Origin of the sequence: Streptomyces sp. NPDC127119 (assembly GCF_042677425.1) — a bacterium.
GTDB lineage: Bacteria > Actinomycetota > Actinomycetes > Streptomycetales > Streptomycetaceae > Streptomyces.
In genome coordinates this window covers 38832-60355 of the sequence record NZ_JBHXTO010000038.1, presented here as the reverse complement: position 1 = coordinate 60355, position 21524 = coordinate 38832, and the positions used below count along the sequence as shown (strand labels likewise).

The window sequence follows — 21524 nt, the reverse complement described above, 5'->3', positions numbered from 1 at the left end:
GTGCCCCGTCAGGGGCGCGGGGAACTGCGCGGCCGGCCCCCACCGGCCCGCGGTCGACTGTCCGTCGGTCCCGCACGGCACGCACGGCCCTGACCCTGCTGGCAGCCACCGCGATGGCAACAGGCTGCGTGGGCCCCGACCGCACCCACAAGGACATCAAGCCGGCCGCAGGCCAACAGGCAGCGGCCAAACTCCGCCAGGAACAACGCGCCCACGCCGCTGCGGTGAAGAGATGGGGCCTCCACAAGGCCCCCCTGCCCGCCCCGCTCGCCCCGGCGAAGAAGCCGCACATCGACACCCGTGACGGCTTCGAGGTGGACGACCACGAAGGGCTGCCCCCCGTCTTCACGACGATCCCCACCAAGGACAAGGTCGTCTTCCTCACCATCGACGACGGCGCCGAGAAGGACCCGGCGTTCCTGCGGATGATGAGTGAGCTGAAGATCCCGTACACCGCCTTCCTCAGTGACTACCTGGTCAAGGAGGACTACGGGTACTTCAAGAAGATGCAGGCCACGGGCGTCTCCCTGAACAACCACACCCTCCACCACCGCTATATGCCCGGACTGTCGTACGCCGCGCAGAAGCGTGAGATCTGCGGGATGCAGGACGTGATCGAGAAGCGGTACGGAAAGCGGCCGACGCTCTTCCGCCCGCCTTTCGGCAACTACAACGAGGACACCCTGCGGGCCGCCAAGGCCTGCGGCATCAAGGCGGCGCCCCTCTGGAACGAGGAGGTCTTCGTCGACCACTGGGAGTACCGGGAGTGGGACCGCGACCTGCGCCCCGGAGACATCGTTCTCAGCCACTTCCGCGGCAAGGAGGACTGGCAGGGCACGATGCCCGACATGGTCCGCCGCTTCCTGAAGCTGATCACCGACAAGGGGTACGCGGTGGCACGCCTGGAGGACTACCTGTGAGGCGCCGGGGGGCCACCGCCGCACTTCTGGCAGGCGTGCTCTGTCTCGCCGGCTGCGCCCAGTCCGTCGACCCCATCGAACGGCTGGGCAAGAAGGCGGCGGAGAAGGTACGCACACACGGGCCCCCGGTGGACGCGTACCGCCGCTGGGGGCTGAGCGCCCCGCTCGCCCGCGCGCCGGGCCCGTCCGTCCCGCGGCCCGCCTTACGGGCCGCGGGGCCCGGCCTGCCGCCCGTGGTGGACCGCGTCCCGACCCGCGACAAGGTCGTCTTCCTGACTTTCGACGACGGCGCGGAGAGGGATCCGCGGTTCGTCGACATGGTGCGGGAGCTGCGGCTGCCGGTGAGCGTGTTCCTCACGGACAGCGTCGTGGGGCCGGGGTACGCGCACTTCGGCCGGCTGCGGGCGGTCGGTGCGAGCGTGCAGAACCACACGCTCGATCATCCGTATCTGCCGGGGCTGCCGTACGAGGGGCAGCGGGCGGAGATCTGCGGGCAGCAGGAGAAGCTGAAGCGGCGGTTCGGGATTCGGCCCCGGCTGTTCCGGCCGCCGTACGGCGAATACAACGGCGACACGTTGCGGGCCGCGGGGGATTGTGGGATCGCTGCGGTTGTTCTCTGGCGGGATCCTGCGCGGTTGCGGGCGGGGGACATTCTTCACTGTCCTGAGGGGGGTGGGGCGTTGACGGGGGCGACCGTCGGGATGCTGCGCCGCGTCCAGGAGCAGGGGTTCGCTGTGGGGCGCCTGGAGGACTACCTGTAGGGGCGCCGGCTTTTTCTCGCCCCCGCCGCCCCTACCCGTCCCGTTCACGCATGGGGGCTGCGCCCCCTCGCCCCCCTTTGCGCAGTTCCCCGCGCCCCTGGGGGGGTGGGGGTAGAGGGGAGAGTGCGGAAGGTGGGCGGGGGAAGGGCGGGCGCGGGCGTTTTTCAGGGGCGCGGGGAACTGCGCAATCCTTTGGGTGCGCCCCCACCAGGTCGCAGCCGACCACGCTCCAGCCCATCCGGCGCTTGAGGACAACAGGGGGCCGGGGGCGCAGGCCCAGGGGCGGCAACCCCCGATTCCGACCCGCCCGGATACCGCCAACCGCCGGAGGCAACTGGCACTCCGCTTGACCGAGTGCTAATCGCAGTCATAGTCTCGGCTCTGGCACTCACCGCAGGAGAGTGCCAATAGCGACGGGCAGGTCCGGCACCCGCGACGACGGATCCACCTGGTCGCCACCTCAGACAGTTAACCCCGTGAGATCTCCGAAGGGGGAGGTCGGATCGTGACGACCACCAGCTCCAAGGTTGCCATCAAGCCGCTCGAGGACCGCATTGTGGTCCAGCCGCTCGACGCCGAGCAGACCACCGCCTCTGGCCTGGTCATTCCGGACACGGCGAAGGAGAAGCCCCAGGAGGGCGTCGTCCTGGCCGTTGGTCCGGGCCGCTTCGAGAACGGCGAGCGGCTTCCGCTCGACGTGAAGACCGGCGACATCGTGCTTTACAGCAAGTACGGCGGCACCGAAGTGAAGTACAGCGGCGAGGAGTACCTCGTCCTCTCGGCCCGCGACGTACTCGCGATCATCGAGAAGTAATTCACCCAGGTTTGCTTTGAACTGCGCCCCTGGCCCCAGCGAGTACTGAACACGAGTACTAAAAAGCGCCGGGTGCCGGGGGCGCCGTTCGTTTTTTGAGAGGACTGAATCAGCTCCATGGCGAAGATCCTGAAGTTCGACGAGGACGCCCGTCGCGCCCTTGAGCGCGGCGTCAACAAGCTTGCCGACACCGTGAAGGTGACGATCGGCCCCAAGGGCCGCAACGTCGTCATCGACAAGAAGTTCGGCGCCCCCACCATCACCAACGACGGCGTCACCATCGCCCGCGAGGTCGAGCTCGACGACCCGTACGAGAACCTCGGCGCCCAGCTGGTGAAGGAGGTGGCGACCAAGACCAACGACATCGCGGGTGACGGTACGACCACCGCCACCGTGCTGGCCCAGGCGCTCGTCCGCGAGGGCCTGAAGAACGTCGCCGCCGGCGCGTCCCCCGCCCTCCTCAAGAAGGGCATCGACGCGGCCGTCGCCGCGGTCTCCGAGGAGCTCCTCGCGACCGCGCGCCCGATCGACGAGAAGTCCGACATCGCGGCCGTCGCCGGTCTGTCCGCGCAGGACAGCCAGGTCGGCGAGCTCATCGCCGAGGCGATGGACAAGGTCGGCAAGGACGGTGTCATCACCGTCGAGGAGTCCAACACCTTCGGTCTGGAGCTGGACTTCACCGAGGGCATGGCCTTCGACAAGGGCTACCTGTCCCCGTACATGGTGTCCGACCAGGAGCGTATGGAGGCCGTCCTCGACGACCCGTACATCCTGATCCACCAGGGCAAGGTCTCCTCCATCCAGGACCTGCTTCCCCTGCTTGAGAAGGTCATCCAGACCAACGCGTCGAAGCCGCTGCTGATCATCGCCGAGGACGTCGAGGGCGAAGCCCTGTCGACCCTGGTCGTGAACAAGATCCGCGGCACCTTCAACGCGGTGGCCGTCAAGGCCCCCGGCTTCGGCGACCGCCGCAAGGCCATGCTCGGTGACATCGCGACGCTCACCGGCGCCACGGTCATCGCCGAGGAGGTCGGCCTCAAGCTCGACCAGGTCGGCCTGGACGTGCTGGGCACCGCCCGCCGCGTGACCGTCACCAAGGACGACACGACCATCGTCGACGGCGGCGGCAACAGCGCCGACGTGGCCGGCCGTGTCAACCAGATCAAGGCCGAGATCGAGTCCACGGACTCCGACTGGGACCGCGAGAAGCTCCAGGAGCGCCTCGCGAAGCTGGCCGGCGGCGTGTGCGTGATCAAGGTCGGCGCCGCCACCGAGGTGGAGCTCAAGGAGAAGAAGCACCGTCTGGAGGACGCCATCTCCGCGACCCGCGCCGCGGTCGAGGAGGGCATCGTCTCCGGTGGTGGCTCCGCGCTCGTCCACGCCGTGAAGGTCCTCGAAGGCAACCTCGGCAAGACCGGCGACGAGGCGACCGGTGTCGCCGTCGTCCGCAAGGCCGCCGTCGAGCCGCTGCGCTGGATCGCCGAGAACGCCGGCCTGGAGGGTTACGTCATCACCTCCAAGGTCGCCGACCTCGACAAGGGTCAGGGCTTCAACGCCGCGACCGGCGAGTACGGCGACCTGGTCAAGGCCGGCGTCATCGACCCGGTCAAGGTCACGCGCTCCGCCCTGGAGAACGCCGCGTCCATCGCCTCCCTGCTCCTCACGACCGAGACCCTGGTCGTCGAGAAGCCGGCGGAGGAGGAGGCCGAGGCCGGTCACGGTGGCCACGGGCACTCGCACTAGGCGCTCCGCCGAGCGCTCCGCCGGACGTGCGGGGATGTGACCGCGGGTCCGGTGGGGGCTGGTCGCGCGGTTCCCCGCCCCTGACGGGGCGCGGTGCGACTGAGCCAGTACCTGACGAAGGCCCGGTAACCGTTTCGACGGGTACCGGGCCTTCGTGCTGTCGTCGCCTGACGCCTAACGGCACCAACACGCTTACTTCGGGCCGTACTTGCGGCCCGCCTTGGAGCTGACCCCGCCGGCCAGCCCCCGCGGCGTCACCTTCGCCAGGCCCGCAAGTACCTTGTAGCGCGCGTCCGGAATGGACAGGGACTTGCCCCGCGCCAGGTCGGCGAGACCTGCCGTGACCACCTTGTCGGCGTCCAGCCACATCCAGTCGGGGATGTTGTCCGTGCCCATCCCGGCCCGCTCGTGGAACTCGGTCCGCACGAACCCGGGACACACCACCATCAGCCGGACGCCGCTGCCCGCCAGGTCCCTCGCCACGCCCTGGGTGAACTGCACGACCCACGCCTTCGACGCCCCGTACGTACCGCGGGGGGTGAACGCGGCCATCGACGCCACGTTGACGACTCCGCCGCGCCCGCGCTCCCGCATGGCCTCGGCCGCCGCCGAGGTGAGCCGGAGCACCGCCTCGCAGTGCACCTTGAGCATCTTCAGCTCGTCCGCCATCGGTACGTCCAGATAGAGGCCCTTGTTGCCGAAGCCCGCGTTGTTGACGAGCAGGTCGACCGCGTGTTTGCGGTCCGAGACACGGGCGGCCACCGCCTCGATGCCCTCGTCCGTCGCCAGGTCGGCCGCCAGCACCTCCGCCTCGATGCCGTGCCGGTCGTGCAGTTCCGTCGCCTGCTCGCCGAGCCGCTTGGTGTCACGCGCGACCAGCACGAGGTTGTGCCCGTCGGCGGCCAGCCGCCGTGCGAAGGCGGCACCGATGCCCGCTGTCGATCCCGTAATCAAAGCCGTTGTCATGGCCCAAGGTTAGTGACCGCCGTACTTCTCGACGTACCTCAGCGCCTTCTCCCGTGCCTCCGGGTGCAGGGCGTCGCCCGCCGCCAGCACCCGCGGCAGCAACGTCCGTTCGAGGGTGACCGCGCGGAACTGGAGGGCGGCGGTGACCTCGTGGTCCGGCCGGTGCACGATCTCGATCGGATCGCCCGCCCGTATCTCCCCGGGCTCGATCACCCGCAGATACGCGCCGGACACCCCCTTCTGCGTGAACCGCCTGACCCAGCCCTTCTCGCCCAGGTGGCCCTGGAAGGTGAGGCAGGGGACGCGCCCGGACGTCACTTCGAGCACGACCTCGGAGCCGATGCGCCAGCGCTCCCCGATCTTCGCCCCGGACACGTCGAGACCCTCGGTCGTGAGGTTCTCCCCGAACATCCCGCTGGACAGCGGGCGCCCCAGCTCGCGTTCCCAGTCGTCGAGGTCCTCGCGCGCGAAGGCGTACACCGCCTGGTCGTCGCCGCCGTGGTGCCGCAGCTCGCACACCGCGTCCCCGGCGAGACCGCTCCCGCCGACGCCCTTCGGACCGGGCGCGGCGACCCGGACCGGCCCGTCCACCGGCCGCTTGTCGATCCCGGTCACGCCCTCGGCCTGGTCCGTGTAGTCGACGGCCTCGGGCCGCCCCAGATTCAGAGACAGAAGCTTCATGAAGGCACGCTAGGCGATCCGGGCCAAAAGCGTCGACGCGATATTCCTCGCCGTATCCAAGATTCGCTTATGCTCGAAGGGTGATCGAGGCCCGTCATCTGCGTGTCCTGCGTGCCGTCTCCGCCACCGGCTCCTTCTCGGCGGCGGGGCGCGAACTGGGCTGCACCCAGCCCGCCGTCAGCCAGCAGATGAAGGCGCTCGAAGCCTCCGTCGGCACACCGCTGCTCATCCGCACCGGCCGTGAGATGCGGCTGACCCAGGCCGGCGAGGCCCTCGTACGGCACGCGGCGGGCATCATCGCCGGTCTGACGGCCGCCGAGGAGGAGGTCGCCGCGATCGCGGGGCTGCGCGCGGGCCGGGTGCGCCTGGTCTCGTTCCCGAGTGGAAGCTCCACGCTCGTACCGACCGCGCTCGCCGCCCTGCGCGCGGCCCACCCCGGTACCCGGGTCTCCCTGGAGGAGGCCGAACCGCCGCGCTCCGTGGAGATGCTGCGCGAGGGCGACTGCGACGTGACACTCGCCTTCCGGTACGAGGGCGCGGTGGGCGCCCCGGGAGCGGCTGGGCCGGACGAGTGGGACGACCTGGTGATCCGGCCTCTGCTCACGGACCGGCTCGTCGGTCTGGTCCCCGAGGGGCACCGGCTGGCCCGGGCGGGCACGGTCGCCATAAGCGACCTCGGCGACGAGCCGTGGATCGCCGGCTGCCCGCGCTGCCGGGCCCAGCTGGTCGAGGTCTGTGAGAGCGCGGGCTTCACCCCGCGCATCGACTTCGCGACCGACGACTATCCGGCGGTGGTCGGTCTGGTCGGGGCGGGGCTCGGGGTCGCGGTCCTGCCCGAACTGGCCATCGAATCCGTACGGCCCAAAGGTGCACGCACAGTGACGGTGGAGCCCGCGGTGCGACGCGAGATCGTCGCGCTCACGCTGCCGGATCTGGCCCAGGTGCCCGCCGTGGCGGCCACCCTGGACCAGCTGGCCAGGGCCGCCGCCCGCTGAACCGGGTTCCACGGGGTCCGGTTTCGCGGGGTCCTCGTCCTAGGCGGCGCGGGGTATGCCCCGGGGGACGTGAAGAAGGGGCACACGCGCGCGTGTTGGTTCGGAGAAACGTTCCTTCAGTGGTGTGACGGGTCGCCCCCGCTCGACGCCGAGACCAGGCGGTTGCGCGCCCGTCCCATGAGTTCCTCGCGCTCGTCCTCGGTCAGGCCGCCCCACACGCCGTAGGGCTCGCGCACCGCCAGCGCGTGCGCAGCGCACTCCGCTCGCACCGGGCACCGCATGCAGACCTCTTTGGCCGAGTTCTCACGGGCGCTCCGTGCCGCACCGCGCTCGCCCTCGGGGTGGAAGAAGAGCGAGCTGTCGACCCCGCGGCATGCCGCGAGGAGCTGCCAGTCCCACAGATCCGCGTTCGGTCCGGGAAGGCGGGAGAAATCTGCCATTGCTTTGTCCCCTTGTAGCCGTTTTGGTCGGTTACGTGCCCATCACCGTACATCTACGATCTAAGGAGATGAAAATATGACTCTTTGCGAATCTAGCCCCAGACACCAGCAAATGGAACGAAAAGCGTCCGAATGGGGCATAGGTTGTGATGAAACCTTGAGGGTCTGCCGCACGTGTCTGCACCGTGTCCGCGCCCTCACGTAGAGTGCCGAACGTGGCTCACCGCCCCGTAACTCTTTCGAGTGACCGTCGTTGAGTGTGCGAGGCGGTTGAAGGAACAAACGCTCGGGCAAGCGTCCGAGTCGGTCGACCGCACAGGTGACGATTTCGTACCAGCCTGGAGGCCCAAGGTGACGCGCATCAGCTGCGGAGGACGGCCATGACATCCGTCCTCGTCTGCGACGACTCCCCGCTTGCCCGAGAGGCGCTCCGCCGTGCGGTGGCGACCGTGCCCGGCGTAGAGCGCGTGACCACGGCGGCCAACGGCGAGGAAGTCCTCCGCCGCTGGGGTGCCGACCGTTCGGACCTGATTCTGATGGACGTACGCATGCCCGGTCTGGGCGGCGTGGAGACGGTCCGGCGGCTGCTGTCCGCCGACCCCGGTGCGCGCATCATCATGCTCACCGTGGCCGAGGACCTGGACGGTGTCGCACTCGCGGTCGCCGCCGGTGCCCGCGGCTATCTCCACAAGGACGCCTCCCGCGCGGAGCTGCGGGCGACTGTCACCCAGGCCCTCGCCGACCCGACCTGGCGGCTCGCGCCGCGCAGACTGCGGTCGGCCGAGATGGGTGCGGCGCCGACGCTCACCGCGCGTGAGATCCAGGTCCTGGAGGGCATGAGCCACGGCCGGTCGAACGCGGAGATCGGCCGTGAGCTGTTCCTCTCCGAGGACACGGTCAAGACGCACGCCCGCCGGCTCTTCAAGAAGCTCGGCGCCTCGGACCGCGCGCACGCGGTGGCGCTCGGATTCCGATGGGGCCTGGTCCGTTAGGTGGACCGCCGCGGGGGTACGGGTTTCCCCGCCTGCCGAAAGGCGGGCGGGGCCGGGCCCGACAGGGGATCGAATGACGCCGTTCGGGCACCCGATCCCCGTTTCCCGGCGGATGCCGCATCCTTGAGGTGTGGAGTTCCTCGGGAACAAGTCGGTCGAGCGTGAGGGGAGGGCGCAGGAGATGAGTTCCGGCGCACCTGCTCATAACGCTTCGGTGCACAACTACGGACGCGGTGCCACGGAACGAACGACGCCAAGGCACCATGGACCGATGCGTGACGACGAGGCGGCTAATGCCCATGGGGTGATTGGTGCGCTCGTCCATCGTGCGGTCGACGGCGACGAGCAGGCCACGCACGACCTCCTCGCCCATGTCCACCCGCTCGCCATCCGCTACTGCCGTACGCGGCTGTCCCGACTTCCGGGCGACGCGCGGCACTTCGTGGAGGACCTGGCGCAGGAGGTCTGCGTGGCGGTGCTGCTCGCACTGCCGCGCTACAAGGACACCGGGCGCCCCTTCGAAGCCTTCGTCTTCGCCATCGCCGGTCACAAGGTGGCCGACCTGCAGCGGGCCGCGATGCGGCATCCCGGTTCGACGGCCGTGCCGTCGGACGAGATGCCCGAGCGGCCGGACGACTCGCTCGGCCCCGAGGAGCGCGCGCTCCTCAGCAGCGACGCCGAGTGGGCGAAGAAGCTCATGGCCAACCTCCCCGAGAACCAGCGGGAACTTCTCCTGCTGCGCATCGCGGTGGGCCTCACGGCCGAGGAGACCGGACAGATGTTGGGAATGTCACCCGGCGCGGTCCGGGTCGCCCAGCACCGGGCGCTCAGCCGCCTGCGGGCCCTCGCCGAGCAGTAGGCGTTTTTCCTCCGGGCGCGGCTCGCCCCACGACCGGCGGCCGGCGGTCCGCGTCGCCGATCCGGGGCGTGCGGCTTGAAGCGGGAGCGGATTCCCCGGCGGTACGTGTCCACGTGCGCCGGCCGGCACCGGTGTGCGGCACCGCGCTGAACGGGGTGGTCGCCCGGCCCGTAGGAACCTACGAGGCCCGGGGGCGGCCGCAACCGTGGAATGAGAGAGCCATGCTTCCCGTTAGCATGGACATCCGCACCGATCAAGGCCATTTGGGGAAGGTGTCATGACTGCAAACGTCGACGGAGTGCCCGAGAAATTCGCGACGCTCGGGCTGACCTACGACGACGTGCTGCTGCTGCCGGGCGCATCGGAAGTGCTGCCCAACGCGGTCGACACCTCGTCCCGCATCTCCCGCAACGTACGCGTGAACATCCCGCTGCTCTCGGCGGCCATGGACAAGGTCACCGAGTCCCGGATGGCGATCGCCATGGCCCGCCAGGGCGGCGTCGGCGTACTGCACCGGAACCTCTCCATCGAGGACCAGGTCAACCAGGTCGACCTCGTGAAGCGCTCCGAGTCCGGCATGGTCACCGACCCGATCACGGTGCACCCGGACGCGACGCTGGGCGAGGCCGACGCGCTGTGCGCCAAGTTCCGCATCAGCGGTGTCCCCGTCACCGACGGCAACGGCAAGCTGCTCGGCATCGTCACCAACCGCGACATGGCCTTCGAGACCGACCGCTCCCGTCAGGTGCGCGAGGTCATGACCCCGATGCCGCTCGTCACCGGCAAGGTCGGCATCTCCGGGACCGACGCCATGGAGCTGCTGCGCCGCCACAAGATCGAGAAGCTTCCGCTGGTCGACGACGCGGGCATCCTCAAGGGCCTCATCACGGTCAAGGACTTCGTCAAGGCCGAGAAGTACCCGAACGCGGCGAAGGACGCCGAGGGCCGCCTCCTCGTGGGCGCCGCCGTGGGCGCGAGCCCCGAGGCACTTGAGCGGGCCCAGGCACTCGCCGAGGCCGGGGTGGACTTCCTGATCGTCGACACCTCGCACGGGCACAACAGCAACGCCCTCAACTGGATGGCGAAGATCAAGTCGAGCGTCGGCGTCGACGTGATCGGCGGCAACGTGGCCACCCGCGACGGCGCCCAGGCGCTGATCGACGCCGGTGTCGACGGCGTCAAGGTGGGTGTGGGCCCCGGCTCCATCTGTACGACCCGCGTGGTCGCCGGTATCGGCGTACCGCAGGTCACCGCCATCTACGAGGCCGCCCTCGCGGCCCGCGCCGCCGGTGTCCCGGTGATCGGGGACGGCGGACTGCAGTACTCCGGAGACATCGGCAAGGCGCTGGCCGCCGGCGCCGACACGGTGATGCTCGGCAGCCTCCTCGCCGGCTGCGAGGAGTCGCCCGGCGAGCTGCTCTTCATCAACGGCAAGCAGTTCAAGTCGTACCGCGGCATGGGCTCGCTCGGTGCCATGCAGTCCCGCGGCCAGGGCAAGTCGTACTCGAAGGACCGCTACTTCCAGGCGGAGGTGGCCTCCGACGACAAGCTCGTCCCCGAGGGCATCGAGGGCCAGGTGCCCTACCGCGGCCCCCTCGGGAACGTGCTGCACCAGCTCGTCGGCGGACTGCGCCAGACCATGGGCTACGTCGGCGCCGCGTGCATCGACGAGATGGAGACCAAGGGCCGCTTCGTACGGATCACGTCGGCGGGCCTCAAGGAGAGCCACCCGCACGACATCCAGATGACGGTCGAGGCACCGAACTACAGCCGCGGCCAGTAGCAGCAACCCGTTCGAGGGCGGTCTCGGAGACTCCGGGACCGCCCTCGCCGTATGTGTCGGGGATACTGGAACGCGCAGAACCGAAGAGGGAAAGGCCACACACGTGACTGAGATCGAGATCGGGCGCGGCAAGCGCGGCCGCCGGGCGTACGCCTTCGACGACATCGCCGTCGTCCCGAGCCGCCGTACGCGCGACCCGAAGGAGGTCTCGATCGCCTGGCAGATCGACGCCTACCGCTTCGAGCTGCCGTTCCTGGCGGCTCCCATGGACTCGGTGGTCTCCCCGGCGACCGCCATCCGCATCGGGGAGCTGGGCGGTCTCGGCGTCCTCAACCTCGAAGGCCTGTGGACGCGGCACGAGGACCCGCAGTCGCTCCTCGACGAGATCGTGGAACTGGACGCGGAGACCGCCACCCGCCGCCTCCAGGAGATCTACGCGGCTCCCATCAAGGAGGAGCTGATCGGGCTGCGCATCAAGGAGGTGCGCGACTCGGGCGTGGTCACCGCCGCCGCGCTCTCGCCGCAGCGCACCGCGCAGTTCTCCAAGGCCGTCGTGGACGCGGGCGTCGACATCTTCGTCATCCGCGGTACGACGGTCTCGGCGGAGCACGTCTCCGGCGCCTCCGAGCCGCTGAACCTGAAGCAGTTCATCTACGAGCTGGACGTCCCGGTCATCGTCGGCGGCTGCGCCACGTACACGGCGGCGCTGCACCTGATGCGTACCGGCGCGGCCGGTGTCCTGGTGGGCTTCGGCGGCGGCGCCGCGCACACCACGCGCAACGTGCTCGGCATCCAGGTCCCGATGGCCACCGCCGTCGCGGATGTGGCCGCCGCCCGCCGCGACTACATGGACGAGTCCGGCGGCCGGTACGTGCACGTGATCGCGGACGGCGGGGTCGGCTGGTCCGGCGACCTGCCCAAGGCGATCGCCTGCGGCGCCGACTCGGTGATGATGGGCTCCCCGCTCGCCCGCGCGACGGACGCGCCCGGCCGCGGCCACCACTGGGGCATGGAGGCCGTCAACGAGGAGCTGCCGCGCGGCAAGAAGGTCGACCTCGGCACCGTCGGCACGATCGAGGAAGTCCTGCTGGGCCCCTCGCACACCCCCGACGGCTCCATGAACTTCTTCGGCGCCCTGCGCCGCGCGATGGCCACGACCGGCTACAGCGAACTGAAGGAGTTCCAGCGCGTCGAGGTCACGGTGGCGGACTCGCAGCACAAGCGCTGACGCGACGCCGCGCTCGGCCTGAGCCGACGAACGACGAGGGGCCCGGTCACTCACAAGGGTGAGTGACCGGGCCCTTTCGCGTGCCCGCGCATCCGAACGGCCCTGGTGGGGCGCGTTTCGCGTTCAGGGGGCGCACGGTTGCCTTTGCGCCGAATGGGCGGGAAACGACCGTGTCGAGGCGATAACGTCCGTGTTCGGCGCTCCAGTTGTGTGGGCGCCCCCTTCCAAGGACATCGTTCCGGACCCCGGCCCTCGGGGCCCGGCCCGAGTTCCAGCCGAGCCGCCTACCGGGTCTCTGGGTGGCGTCGTGGAAGGGGGCCGCCCATGGGCCGCCACCGCAAGCCCACCCGCTGGGACCGGATCCGTCTGCGGACGGTGAAGTGCCGGAGGAGGTGGATTCTGCGGATTTTCGGATGGTGAGCGGCCGCCCCCACAACAACTAGGGGCGGACACTCCGTAACCCATCTAGGAGCCTGCCGCAGACCCCCTGCGGTGGGCTCCACCTTTTTTTGCACGGTACCGGATACGGCCGACGAACGGCACGGCACCGCGGGAGGTGGATCCTGTGGATTCCAGGATGGTGAGCGGCCGCCCCTATAGCAACTAGGGGCGGACACTCCGTAACCCATCTAGGAGCCTGCCGCAGTGACCCCTGCGGTGGGCTCCACCCAATTCCGTACGGTACCGGCGGTGGGTGTCGTTCGCCACCAGCGGCCGGGGCTTCGGATGTGTCCCGCGCCCCCTTTCACAACCTGTGCGCCGCCCCCGTAGGAGTCGCTCCCCGGGTGTCCAGGAGGAGCTGAGCCTTTACCGAGAGGCCTTGCAGGTCGTAGGTGCGGTGTTGCTGGAGCAGGATCGTCAGGTCCGCGTCGGCTGCGGCCTCGTACAGGGAGTCCACCCGGGGGACCGGGCGGTCGAGGATGGACCAGGACGGGACGTGCGGGTCGTGGTAGCTGACGGCGGCGCCCAGTTCCATCAGGCGGGTCGCGATCTCCTGGGCGGGTGAGCCCTGCTGGTCGGCGTGGTCGGCCTTGTAGGTGACGCCGAGGAGCAGCACGCGCGCGCCGCGGGCCGACTTGCCGTGTTCGTTGAGGAGCGTGGCCGCGCGCTGGATGACGTACCGGGGCATGTGGTCGTTGACCTGCTGGGCCAGTTCGACCATGCGCAGGGAGCGGGTCCGCGGGCCCGCCAGGTCGCGGGGGACGGCGTGGCCGCCCACTCCGGGGCCCGGGCGGAAGGCCTGGAAGCCGAACGGCTTGGTCTCGGCGCAGCGGATGACGTCCCACAGGTCGACGCCGAGGTCGTGGCAGAGGACGGCCATCTCGTTGACCAGGGCGATGTTGACGTGCCGGTAGTTGGTCTCCAGGAGCTGCACGGTCTCCGCCTCGCGGGGTCCACGCGCGCGTACGACCTTGTCGGTGAGCCGGCCGTAGAACGCGGCGGCCGACTCCGTGCAGGCCGGGGTGAGCCCGCCGATGACCTTCGGGGTGTTGGCGGGGCCGTGGTCGCGGTTGCCCGGGTCCACCCGGCTGGGTGAGTACGCGAGGTGGAAGTCGCGGCCCGCCCGGAGCCCCGAGCCCTCCTCCAGGAGCGGCCGGAGGAATTCCTCGGTCGTCCCCGGGTACACGGGGGACTCCAGGATCACCGTGGTGTGCGGGCGCAGATGCGCGGCCAGGGTGCGGGCGGCGGAGGCCACCTGTCCCAGGTCGAGCGTCCCGTCCGCGCCGCGCGGGGTCGGAGCGCAGATGACGGCGGTGCGTACGCGGCCCAGCTCGGCCGGGTCCGTGGCCCGCCGGAATCCCGTGGACAGCATCCGGCGCAGGTCGGCCGCGGCCAGCGGCGCCGGGTCGCCGCACTCGTAGCCGAGGGTGGGGATACCGGTGGTGGCGGCGGCCCGGGCCAGGGGCAGGCCGAGCTGGCCGAGGCCGATGACGGCGAGGTCTGCGGGCATGGCGGTGGGCCGTCCTTCCCTGTAGCCGGAGTGGCGGTAGCCGGAGTGGGGTGAGGGCGCAAGCCCTGTGGACAGAACGGGCGAGCGCAATGTCAGACTAGGAGTAAATATGACCGATTTGCGGGATTGCTCGGTTGTGTTTCTCCGGAAGTCGCCGGGCCGGGCATCGAGAGTTGTCCACAGGCGGACCGCCGGTGGTGGCCGATGGCGGGCATCACGGTCAGAATTTGGGCATGGGGGATGTGAGCAGGGCCTCGCCGTACGGGTGAGCCCGGCGCGACAGACAGCTGGAGGCAACTGTGCGGACAGCGACACTGGGACCGGCGGAGCGCGCCGGGTCACTCGCGGCGATGGCCGAGCACGAACTGGACGTGCTCGTCGTAGGAGCGGGCGTGGTGGGCGCGGGCACCGCGTTGGACGCCGTGACCCGCGGCCTGTCCACCGGACTGGTCGAGGCGCGTGACTGGGCGTCGGGCACATCGAGCCGGTCGAGCAAGCTGATCCACGGCGGCCTGCGCTATCTGGAGATGCTCGACTTCGCGCTCGTACGGGAGGCGCTGAAGGAGCGCGGGCTGCTCCTTGAGCGGCTCGCACCGCATCTCGTGAAGCCCGTGCCGTTCCTGTACCCCTTGCAGCACAAGGGCTGGGAGCGGCTGTACGCGGGATCGGGCGTCGCGCTCTACGACGCGATGTCGATGGCGCGCGGCCACGGCCGCGGACTGCCCGTGCACCGGCACCTCTCACGGCGGCACGCGCTGCGCGTCGCCCCCGCGCTGAAGAAGGACGCCCTGGTCGGGGCGCTGCAGTACTACGACGCGCAGATGGACGACGCCCGCTATGTGGCGACCCTGGTGCGCACCTCGGCCGCGTACGGCGCGAAGGTCGCCAACCGCGCGCGGGTGACCGGCTTCCTGCGCGAGGGCGAACGGGTCGTCGGTGCCAAGGTGCAGGACGTCGAGGGCGGCGGGGAGTACGAGATCCGTGCCAAGCAGATCGTGAACGCCACCGGCGTGTGGACGGACGACACCCAGGCGATGGTCGGGGAGCGGGGCCAGTTCCACGTCCGGGCCTCCAAAGGCATCCATCTGGTCGTACCGAAGGACAGGATCACCTCGTCGAGCGGACTGATCCTGCGCACCGAGAAGTCCGTGCTGTTCGTGATCCCCTGGGGCCGGCACTGGATCGTGGGCACCACGGACACCGAGTGGGACCTCGACAAGGCGCACCCGGCGGCGTCCAGCGCCGACATCGACTACGTGCTGGAGCATGTGAACGCGGTACTGGCGGTCCCGCTGACCCGCGACGACGTACAGGGCGTGTACGCGGGACTGCGGCCGCTGCTCGCCGGTGAGTCGGAGGCCACGAGCAAACTGTCGCGCGAGCACACCGTGGCCCACCCGGCCCCCGGGCTCGTGGTCGTGGCGGGCGGCAAGTACACGACCTACCGGGTGATGGCCAAGGACGCGGTGGACGAGGCGGTGCACGGCCTCGACCAGCGGGTCGCCGAGTGCGTCACCGAGGACATCCCGCTGGTCGGCGCGGAGGGCTACCGGGCCCTGTGGAACGCGCGAGCGCGGATCGCCGCCAGGACCGGCCTGCACGTGGTGCGCGTGGAGCACCTGCTGAACCGGTACGGGTCACTCGCCGAGGAGGTCCTCGACCTCATCGCCGCCGACCAGACCCTGGGCGACCCGCTGCCGGCGGCCGACGACTACCTGCGCGCCGAGATCGTCTACGCCGCCTCCCACGAGGGCGCGCGGCATCTGGACGACGTGCTCACGCGGCGCACGCGCATCTCGATCGAGACCTTCGACCGGGGCACGCGCAGCGCCCGGGAGGCCGCCGAACTGATGGCGCCGGTGCTCGGCTGGGACAAGGACCAGATCGAGCGCGAGGTCGAGCACTACCAGAAGCGCGTCGAGGCGGAACGGGAGTCGCAGCGCCAGCCGGACGACCTGACGGCCGACGCGGCGCGGCTGGGAGCGCCGGACATCGTGCCGCTGTAGCCGCGGTAGCCGCCGCAGGGGTCCAACTCGGCGGCGGGCAGGGGCCGGTGTCCCGCAGGTGCCCGCCGCCGGAAGCGGCCGTGTATGCGGCCTTGTGCACGGCCGTGTCCGCGACCGGGCCTTTCGTGGTGGCTTCCGCCCGGGCGAAGTGGGTACCCGGCCTGAAGGTGTCGAAGGAGGCGGAACCCCCGGCGGTGGCAGCGAAATCCTTCCTTGTCGCAGCTCATGACGGGGGAGAAGCCCGGCCGAGGGGCAGGTGGGGAACGGATGAGGGGCGGTTCGGGGAAGCGTTGCCTCCAGGAGGGGCACCCGGGGCATCGGACGGTGTCCGGGTGGGTGACAATGGAGGCTCTGTCAGGGCGGGTTGCATGAGGGGACGCATGTCGGAGGCGGAGCAGTCGGGAGCATCCCGTCAGGACGATGATGGACGTCTCCTCGCCGGGCGGTACCGGCTGGGAGGGGTCCTCGGCCGCGGCGGCATGGGCACCGTGTGGCGGGCGGAGGACGAGACGCTCGGGCGCACGGTCGCCGTGAAGGAACTGCGGCTGCCGCCGCGCATCGACGAGGACGAGAAGCGCCGGCTGATCACCCGGACCTTCCGTGAGGCCAAGGCGATCGCGCGGATCCGGAACAACAGCGCGGTGACCGTCTACGACGTGGTCGACGAGGACGACCGGCCGTGGATCGTGATGGAACTGGTCGAGGGCAAGTCCCTCGCCGAGGTGATCCGTGAGGACGGGCTGCTCACGTCCAGGCGCGCGGCCGAGGTGGGCCTCGCCATCCTCGACGTGCTGCGCTCGGCGCACCGCGAGGGCATCCTGCACCGCGACGTGAAGCCGTCGAACGTGCTCATCGGCAAGGACGGCCGGGTCGTGCTCACGGACTTCGGCATCGCCCAGGTCGAGGGCGACCCGTCCATCACCTCGACCGGCATGCTGGTCGGCGCGCCCTCGTACATCTCGCCGGAGCGGGCGCGCGGGCACAAGCCGGGCCCCGCGGCCGACCTCTGGTCGCTGGGCGGCCTGTTGTACGCGGCGGTGGAGGGCGTGCCCCCGTACGACAAGGGATCCGCCATCGCGACGCTCACCGCGGTGATGACGGAGCCGGTGGAGCAGCCGAAGAACGCGGGCCCGCTGGAGAACGTCATCTACGGGCTCCTCGTCAAGGACCCCGAACAGCGGCTCGACGACGCCGGGGCACGGGCGCTGCTCACCGACATCATCAACACGCCCGAGCCCAAGGACGAGCCGGAGCCGGTGGACGCGACGAAGGTCGTGCCGCTGCCGGACCTGCCCTCGGACAAGCCCTCGGGCCCCTCGAAGAAGGGGACTTCGGGCGGCGGCAAGAAGAAGGCCGCCGCGGCGGCCCTGGCTTCCGCGGGGGTCGCGTCGGCCGCAGCGCCCGCGTCTGCCGCCCCGCCCTCCGGAGCAGGTGCTGCTTCCGGCGCGCGGTCCGGTTCCGCCGCCGGTGGCGCCGCGGGTACCGGTGTGCCCGCTTCCGCGAAGAACCGGGACGCTGCCGCTTCAGGACTGAACTCCAGTGCGGTGGGCGGAAGTCCGGGCGATTCCGGGCCCGCGTACTCGCGGGGCACCACGTCCAGGGCGCCGCTCACCGATGTGGTGTCCCGGCGGACGATGGTGATCATCGCGGTCGTCGTGGCGCTGGCCGTGCTCGGCACGATCCTCGCCGTCACGCTGGGTGGCGACGACGGCTCGGGCGCCAAGGAGAACAAGGGCGGCGACGACAAGTCGACGTCCAGTGGCGCGAACGCGGGAAGCGACACCAAACAGGACGAGAACAGCGGCACCGATTCGGACGACGACGACAAGACGGACTCCTCCGGCGGGGGCGCGACGAAGGAGAGTTCGCCGAGTCCGAGCGCTTCCGAGGAGTCGAGTGGATCGGGTGGGTCGGAAGACGACTCCGAGGGCGGTTCGGGCAGCGGGGTCGAGTCGACGCACAAGGACGGACAGGGCTTCGAGATCGGCCTGCCCAAGGGCTGGAAATACCAGTCCACGAGTGCGGCCGGCGCCCGGTTCGCCGGTCCCGACGGACAGAAGCTGCTGGTCGGCTGGACCACGACGCCCAAGGACGACCCGGTGGCGGACTGGAAGAACCAAGAGCAGTTCATGCAGCGGTCGCAGTATCAGCGGATCCGAATAGAGAAGGTGGACTACCGCGGCTGGAACACGGCCGACTGGGAATTCACCTACGTGGACGGCGGCACGAAATACCGGTCCATAGACCGCGGCTTCGTCGTCAATGACAGTCAGGGATATGCGCTCATGTACACCGCGAAGGACTCGAAGTGGGACACCGGGCTTCGCAAGGACACGTGGCGCACGCTGACAAAGTCGTTCGAACCGAAGTCCTGAGGGTCACGGGTCAATTGAGATCTCGTATCTCCTCATGACGGGTTGCCTCCGGCACGTATCGTGAGTGGTTGCGGACCGTACGCAGCCACAACTGCAGCCACAACGGGACGCATGGCGAACGGATTTGACCAACCGGGCGGCCGGGGGAGGCATCGTGGACGACTATGCGGGACGGGTGCTCGCCGACCGCTACCGCTTGCCGCTCCCGCCGACGGACGAGTACGAGCCGGCCGAGTCCCGGGCCTGGGACACCTACAGCGGACAGGAAGTCCTGGTCCGGCAGGTGCCGTTGCCCGAGGTCGTCGAGGCGGAGGTGCTCGACGCGGACGGACTGCCCGACGGGTTCGTGGCGCGGGACGCCGGGACGCGCGGCGGCGGGGTGCGGCGGTCGTCCGCGCGGACCACACGGCGGCCCACCGAGCCCGCCGTGCGACGGGCGATCGAGGCCGCCCAGGCCGCGGCGCAGATACCCGACCACCCCCGGCTCGACCAGGTCTTCGACGTGTTCGCCGAGGGCGGCTCGCTGTGGATAGTGAGCGAGCTGGTGCCCGCGCGGCAGCTCGCGGCGCTGCTCGCCGACGGGCCGCTGAGCCCGTACCGGGCCGCCGAGGTGGCCTCCGACGTGCTGACCGCCCTGCGGGTGCTGCACGCGCACGGATGGGTGCACCGGAACATCACCGAGCGCACGGTGCTCGTCTGCGACGACGGCCGGGTGATGCTCACGGGCCTTGCCGCGGGGGCCGCGGAAGAGGCGCTGTGCGGGTACGACCCGGTGCCGCCCGCCGAAGGTGAAGGCGGCACGGGCCGGCAGGGTGCGCCCGGAACGGCGGGCGGGCCGACAGGCCAGGCAGGACATGCGGGTCAGGCCGGTCCGGCGGGTGCGGGCGGTTCGTCCGGGCAGGCGGGCCGGGCCGGGGGTGCGGCCGGGCAGCTCGGTCAGTCCGGTACTCCGGGCCGCGCCGTGGGACAGGCGGTGCCCGGAGCGCGCGGGCTGGACGGCGGTCGCGGAGCGGTCGAAGCCGTGCGCGGAGGCGGCGGCACAGGCGCGTTGCCCGTCCCGCAGGCGCATGCCCAGTCCCAGACCCAGGCACAGAGCCGGACGCAGTCACAGTCCCAGGCGCACGCGTCCGAGATGGCGCAGCGGGCGCTGGAGGCCGGCGGAGACGTACGGGCCGCGCGGGCCGGAGCCATCGCGGCCTACCGCGCGGGTGCGCGAGCGGCGGCCCGGGTGCAGGAGGAGCAGCGGGGCGGCGGGAACGCGGCGTTGCCCGCCGCGCGGTCGCTGCCCGGGGGGAGCGACACGGAGGCCGGTCAGGCCTCGGGGCCGATCTCCGGCCGGATAGCCGGCCAAGGGACGGAGCACACCTCGCCGCCGGGCCAGATCGCCGACCCTTACGGGGTGGGCGGAGCGGGGATGCCGGGCGCGTGGCACGGCGCGGCGCCGCGCAGCGGGGCCCCGGCCGTCGGAAGTCCCGGACAGGTCCGGCCTCCCGCGCTCCCCGACGGCCGCACCGGCGGCCATGGAAACAACGGCGGGGCCGCCGGGACCGGCGACGGCCGCGCGACGGAGGTCGCCGCGTACGGCGCCGGGTACGCGCCGTCGGCCGACCACACCTCCGCGGCCCCCGGTACGGACGCGGGCGCGGACCCCGGCACGGGGACGGGCACCGGCACCGGCGGGGCTCCCACACAGTGGAGCCAGCTCGCCTCCAACTCCGCCGCCCGGCGGGGCCCGGCGACCGCGCTGGCGGCGGAGCGCGCCCGGCAGGCCCGGATGGCCGTCGTGGGGCCCGTCACCGAGCGCTGGGCGCCCGAGCAGGCCGGACCCGTGCACGAGAACTGGCAGCTGGCGGCCCCGATCGGGCCCGCCACCGACCTGTGGGCGCTGGGCGCGCTGCTCTTCCGCGCCGTACAGGGCCATGCGCCCTACCCCGAGGAGAGCACCGCCGAGCTGGTGCAGCTGGTGTGCGCGGAGCCGCCCGCGTTCGCGGAGGAGTGCGGTCCGCTGCGGCCGGTCGTGGAGTCGCTGCTGCGCCAGGACCCCACCGAGCGACTGGACTTCGAGGAGCTGCGGGGCTGGCTGCGCTCGCTGGTGCGGTCGGCGCCCGAGCCGGAGGCGGGCACGTTCGTCATAGCGGCACCGCCGGTGGACCCCACCCGGCTCCCTGTCGTACGCCGTCGGGGCGAGCTGGTCCGCAGGCGTCGGGCGGGGCTGCCCGCGACCACCCCGCACGGCCGCCACAAGCGGGGCAAGCAGGGCAAGGAGGCCAAGCCGCGCAGGCTCGGCAGGACACTGCTGCTGCTGATCCTGCTCGTCATGGCCGCGGCCGTCGCGTACGCCATGGCGTTCATGCCCAAGTCCGGGTCCGGCGGTGAGCGCACCGGGTCCGCGGGGGACGTCGTCGCCCCCACCCCCGGGCACTCCGGGGACACCGGCGCGGGGTCGGACGGGAACGCGAGCTCCGATCCGCAGGGCGAGAAGACGTCGAGCGGCAAGAGCAGTCCGAGTCCGACGCGCTCGTCCAGTTCGACGACCCAGACCACCGGCCCCGACCTCCCACAGGGCTTCACCCTGCGCAAGGACTCCGCGGGGTTCCATGTGGCGGTCGCCAACGGCTGGGAGCGGACCGGCAAGAACGGACGCGGTCAGGTCGTCTACTCGCACGGCAAGTTCGAGCTGCTGGTCGTGCCCGGACGCGACACGACCGAGGAGTTCGGCAGCGATCCGATGTCCTACCAGCGTGAGGACGAGCGGGAGTTGCAGCCGTTCCGCGACTCGACCTGGGCCACGTCCAGCGGGATGCGGCGGATCGACGTGGGCGGACGGGCCATGGCCGAGGGGCAGTTCACCTGGCAGGACTCCACGGGGAGCGAGGTCTACGTACGGAACCTCGTGATCATCGCCGGCGGGAAGTACCACGTGGTGCAGCTGCGCGGTCCTGAGGCCGAGCGGGACGAGGTGACGCGGCTCTACGAGCAGGCGTCGTCGACGTACCAGATCACCGGTTGA

16 protein-coding genes are annotated in these 21524 nt (G+C 70.8%); 12 read left to right on the top strand and 4 right to left on the bottom strand.

What is annotated here, in order from left to right; translation table 11 throughout:
• Positions 1-113 precede the first annotated feature (113 nt).
• The 4 genes from ACFVH5_RS18890 (at position 114) to groL (ending at position 4238) form a co-directional block, all read left to right on the top strand.
• Positions 114-920, top strand: coding sequence for a polysaccharide deacetylase family protein (locus ACFVH5_RS18890; RefSeq protein WP_385834800.1), 807 nt, complete (start codon positions 114-116; stop codon positions 918-920).
• Positions 917-1681 carry a polysaccharide deacetylase family protein gene (locus ACFVH5_RS18885; RefSeq protein ID WP_385834798.1) on the top strand — a complete coding sequence of 255 codons (765 nt, stop codon included), beginning with the start codon at positions 917-919 and terminating at the stop codon, positions 1679-1681. The genes ACFVH5_RS18890 and ACFVH5_RS18885 overlap by 4 nt, the downstream gene beginning before the upstream one ends.
• A gap of 505 nt (positions 1682-2186) precedes the next feature.
• Complete coding sequence (groES, locus tag ACFVH5_RS18880) at positions 2187-2495, top strand: co-chaperone GroES (RefSeq protein ID WP_019066754.1); 309 nt, start codon at positions 2187-2189, stop codon at positions 2493-2495.
• A 117-nt stretch (positions 2496-2612) separates the two neighbouring features.
• The gene (gene groL, locus ACFVH5_RS18875; RefSeq protein WP_385834797.1) at positions 2613-4238 is read left to right on the top strand and encodes a chaperonin GroEL; all 1626 of its coding nucleotides are present in this window, start codon (positions 2613-2615) and stop codon (positions 4236-4238) included.
• 192 nt (positions 4239-4430) lie between these two features.
• On the opposite strand, the gene ACFVH5_RS18870 is transcribed toward groL, so the two are convergent.
• Both ACFVH5_RS18870 and ACFVH5_RS18865 read right to left on the bottom strand, forming a co-directional pair.
• Entirely contained in the window at positions 4431-5204 is a 774-nt protein-coding gene (locus ACFVH5_RS18870; protein WP_385834796.1) for an SDR family NAD(P)-dependent oxidoreductase, read from the bottom strand.
• A gap of 9 nt (positions 5205-5213) precedes the next feature.
• On the bottom strand, positions 5214-5885 hold the full coding sequence (locus ACFVH5_RS18865) for an MOSC domain-containing protein (protein WP_384813026.1): 672 nt from the start codon (positions 5883-5885) through the stop codon (positions 5214-5216).
• 80 nt (positions 5886-5965) lie between these two features.
• On the opposite strand from ACFVH5_RS18865, the gene ACFVH5_RS18860 reads away from it, so the two are divergent.
• The gene (locus ACFVH5_RS18860) at positions 5966-6880 is read left to right on the top strand and encodes a LysR family transcriptional regulator (RefSeq protein ID WP_385834795.1); all 915 of its coding nucleotides are present in this window, start codon (positions 5966-5968) and stop codon (positions 6878-6880) included.
• A 116-nt stretch (positions 6881-6996) separates the two neighbouring features.
• Here ACFVH5_RS18860 and ACFVH5_RS18855 read toward each other — a convergent pair whose 3' ends face one another.
• Positions 6997-7320 (bottom strand): WhiB family transcriptional regulator, encoded by a 324-nt coding sequence (locus ACFVH5_RS18855; RefSeq protein WP_107015686.1) that lies wholly within the window; start codon positions 7318-7320, stop codon positions 6997-6999.
• Positions 7321-7700: 380 nt separating this feature from the next.
• Here ACFVH5_RS18855 and ACFVH5_RS18850 point away from each other — a divergent pair, with 380 nt between their 5' ends.
• The 4 genes from ACFVH5_RS18850 to ACFVH5_RS18835 all read left to right on the top strand — a co-directional run bounded on the left by ACFVH5_RS18850 (position 7701) and on the right by ACFVH5_RS18835 (position 12182).
• The gene (locus tag ACFVH5_RS18850; protein ID WP_003948568.1) at positions 7701-8312 is read left to right on the top strand and encodes a response regulator transcription factor; all 612 of its coding nucleotides are present in this window, start codon (positions 7701-7703) and stop codon (positions 8310-8312) included.
• A gap of 271 nt (positions 8313-8583) precedes the next feature.
• Entirely contained in the window at positions 8584-9171 is a 588-nt protein-coding gene (locus ACFVH5_RS18845) for a sigma-70 family RNA polymerase sigma factor (RefSeq protein ID WP_384813020.1), read from the top strand.
• A 277-nt stretch (positions 9172-9448) separates the two neighbouring features.
• On the top strand, positions 9449-10954 hold the full coding sequence (gene guaB / locus ACFVH5_RS18840) for an IMP dehydrogenase (RefSeq protein WP_385834793.1): 1506 nt from the start codon (positions 9449-9451) through the stop codon (positions 10952-10954).
• A gap of 103 nt (positions 10955-11057) precedes the next feature.
• Positions 11058-12182: a GuaB3 family IMP dehydrogenase-related protein gene (locus tag ACFVH5_RS18835; protein ID WP_107015689.1), complete on the top strand. Its 1125-nt coding sequence runs from the start codon at positions 11058-11060 to the stop codon at positions 12180-12182.
• Positions 12183-12927: 745 nt separating this feature from the next.
• On the opposite strand, the gene ACFVH5_RS18830 is transcribed toward ACFVH5_RS18835, so the two are convergent.
• Positions 12928-14133: a nucleotide sugar dehydrogenase gene (locus ACFVH5_RS18830; RefSeq protein WP_107015690.1), complete on the bottom strand. Its 1206-nt coding sequence runs from the start codon at positions 14131-14133 to the stop codon at positions 12928-12930.
• A gap of 299 nt (positions 14134-14432) precedes the next feature.
• Here ACFVH5_RS18830 and ACFVH5_RS18825 point away from each other — a divergent pair, with 299 nt between their 5' ends.
• The 3 genes from ACFVH5_RS18825 to ACFVH5_RS18815 all read left to right on the top strand — a co-directional run bounded on the left by ACFVH5_RS18825 (position 14433) and on the right by ACFVH5_RS18815 (position 21524).
• On the top strand, positions 14433-16139 hold the full coding sequence (locus ACFVH5_RS18825) for a glycerol-3-phosphate dehydrogenase/oxidase (protein ID WP_384813016.1): 1707 nt from the start codon (positions 14433-14435) through the stop codon (positions 16137-16139).
• A gap of 380 nt (positions 16140-16519) precedes the next feature.
• Entirely contained in the window at positions 16520-18514 is a 1995-nt protein-coding gene (locus ACFVH5_RS18820; RefSeq protein WP_385834792.1) for a serine/threonine-protein kinase, read from the top strand.
• A gap of 154 nt (positions 18515-18668) precedes the next feature.
• Complete coding sequence (locus tag ACFVH5_RS18815; protein ID WP_385834791.1) at positions 18669-21524, top strand: protein kinase; 2856 nt, start codon at positions 18669-18671, stop codon at positions 21522-21524.